2 protein-coding genes are annotated in these 1,709 nt (G+C 73.8%); both read left to right on the top strand.

Annotated features, from left to right (window positions below):
- Positions 1-1,071 (top strand): uroporphyrinogen-III C-methyltransferase (gene cobA / locus VOI19_RS19150; RefSeq protein ID WP_323794519.1); only part of this gene is annotated, 1,071 nt, incomplete at its 5' end.
- Positions 1,064-1,709: RNA methyltransferase (locus VOI19_RS19145; RefSeq protein WP_323794518.1), on the top strand; the 646-nt coding region annotated here is incomplete at its 3' end. The genes cobA and VOI19_RS19145, both read left to right, overlap by 8 nt.

Genomic DNA, 1,709 nt, shown 5'->3' with positions numbered 1-1,709 from the left:
GCCCGCGGCTACGTCCCCGACGACCTCGCCGACACCTGGTACGTCGTCGCGGCGACCGACGACGCGAGCGTCAACGCCGCGGTGTCCGCGGCTGCGGAGGAGCGTCGGATCTTCTGCGTGCGCTCGGACGACGCGGCGGAGGCCACCGCGTGGACGCCCGCCGTCGGTCGGGAGGCAGGAGTCACCGTCGCCGTCCTCGGCGGGCGCGACCCGCGCCGATCGGTGCGCGTGCGCGACCAGGTCCTCGAGGGGCTCCGCGCCGGACTGATCGCCGCTGACCGGGTGCGTGACCGGTCGCCCGGAGTCACCCTGGTCGGCGGCGGACCCGGTGACCCGACCCTGATCTCCCTGGCCGGGCGCCAGGCCCTGATGACGGCGGACGTCGTGGTCGCCGACCGTCTGGCGCCGCGCGAGCTTCTGGGCGACCTGCCCTCCGACGTCGAGCTGATCGACGTGGCCAAGCTGCCGCGCGGCCGCTCGGCCCAGCAGGAGGAGATCAACCGGGTGATCGTCGAGCGCGCACTCGCCGGGAACCGCGTCGTGCGCTTCAAGGGCGGCGACAACTTCGTCTTCGGTCGAGGCTACGAGGAGGTGCTGGCCTGTCGCGCCGCGGGCGTCGAGGTCACCGTGATCCCCGGTCTCACCAGTCCCGTGGCGGTTCCGGCCATTGCGGGCATCCCGGTCACCCATCGCGGCGTCGCCCACGAGTTCACCGTCCTGTCCGGGCACCTGCCGCCCGGCCACGCGGGCTCACTGACCGACTGGTCAGCGGTGGCACGGCTGCGCGGGACGCTGCTGCTCATGATGGCGGTGGAGCACGGCCCACAGATCGCGGCGGCGCTGCTCGAGGGCGGACGCGACGCTGCAACGCCCGTGGCCGTCGTCTGCGACGGCACGATGCCGGGGGAGCGGACCGTGCTGAGCACCCTGGGTGAGCTGAGCGACGACCTCGCTGCCGAGCAGGTGCGGCCGCCCGCGATCATCGTCGTCGGCGACGTCGTGGCCGTGGCGCACCCGGAGCGCTACCCCGATCGAACCACCGGGGCGGGGCCAGGGCCTGCCGATGGCTGAGATCGTCGAGATCGACGACCCGGGCGACCCGCGCCTCGTCGACTACCGCGACCTGCGCGACGTCCAGCTGCGCAAGAGCTTCGAGTCCGAGCACGGGCTCTTCCTCGCCGAGGGCGAGAAGGTCGTGCGCCGCGCACTCGAGGCCGGGCACACCGCGCGGTCGTTCCTGATGGCGCCGCGCTGGCTGGAGGGGCTCGGCGACGTGCTCGCCCGCTCCGACGCGCCCTGCTACGTGCTGGCGGAGTCGCTCGCCGAGGAGGTCACCGGCTTCCACGTGCACCGCGGCGCGCTCGCGTCGTTGGAGCGCCGGCCGCTGCCCGACGTCGCCACGGTGCTCGACGGCGCGCGGTCGGTGCTGGTGCTCGAGGACCTCGTCGACCACACGAACGTGGGTGCGGTGTTCCGGTCGGCAGCGGCGCTGGGCTTCGACGCCGTCCTGCTGTCGCCGCGCTGCGCAGACCCGTTCTACCGGCGAGCGATCAAGGTGGGCATGGGAGCGGTGTTCGCGCTGCCCTGGACGCGGCTGCCGGACTGGTCGACGGGGCTGGAGACCGTGGCCGCAGCCGGCTTCACGACCGTGGCGCTGACGCTCGCTGACGACGCGGTGCCGATCGAGGAGTGCGTGGCCGGGCTCGACA

The sequence above is a fragment of the Nocardioides sp. genome (assembly GCF_034670285.1).
Classification (GTDB): Bacteria; Actinomycetota; Actinomycetes; order Propionibacteriales; family Nocardioidaceae; genus Nocardioides.
This window is presented reverse-complemented; position numbering and strand designations above follow the sequence as displayed.